At 55.5% G+C, this 355-nt stretch carries 1 protein-coding gene; it reads left to right on the top strand.

Translation table 11 applies throughout. The annotated features are described in order from the left end of the window. Positions 1-355 (top strand): HNH endonuclease signature motif containing protein (locus HMPREF2604_RS02990; RefSeq protein ID WP_141746418.1); only part of this gene is annotated, 355 nt, incomplete at both ends.

A 355-nucleotide genomic window follows, 5' to 3' on the forward strand; every position in this document is an offset into this window, starting at 1 on the left:
ACCTGCGGTGCGCACCCAAGTCATCGTCACGTTGAACGAGTTGGACCAGATCATTAACGGCGACGGCGACGAGATCGAACTCAACCTGACTAACGGTGGGCGCATGACCGGGGCAGAATTCCTCACCCACAAGTTTGCCGAAATAGGGTATGCCACCATCGTGCACCCTATTGAAGGACCCATCGACACCTTCCGGCTAGAGCGTGGAGCAAACTTCAAACAACGCCTTACCCTGCATGCTGAATTCCACACCTGTTCTAGACCAGGCTGCAATAAACCAGCCGATTACTGCCAGGTCCATCACCTCATCCCCTGGCAGGCCGGCGGCTACACCAACATCAAGAACCTGACCTTC

It is taken from the genome of Corynebacterium sp. HMSC055A01, from assembly GCF_001809405.1.
GTDB lineage: Bacteria > Actinomycetota > Actinomycetes > Mycobacteriales > Mycobacteriaceae > Corynebacterium > Corynebacterium hesseae.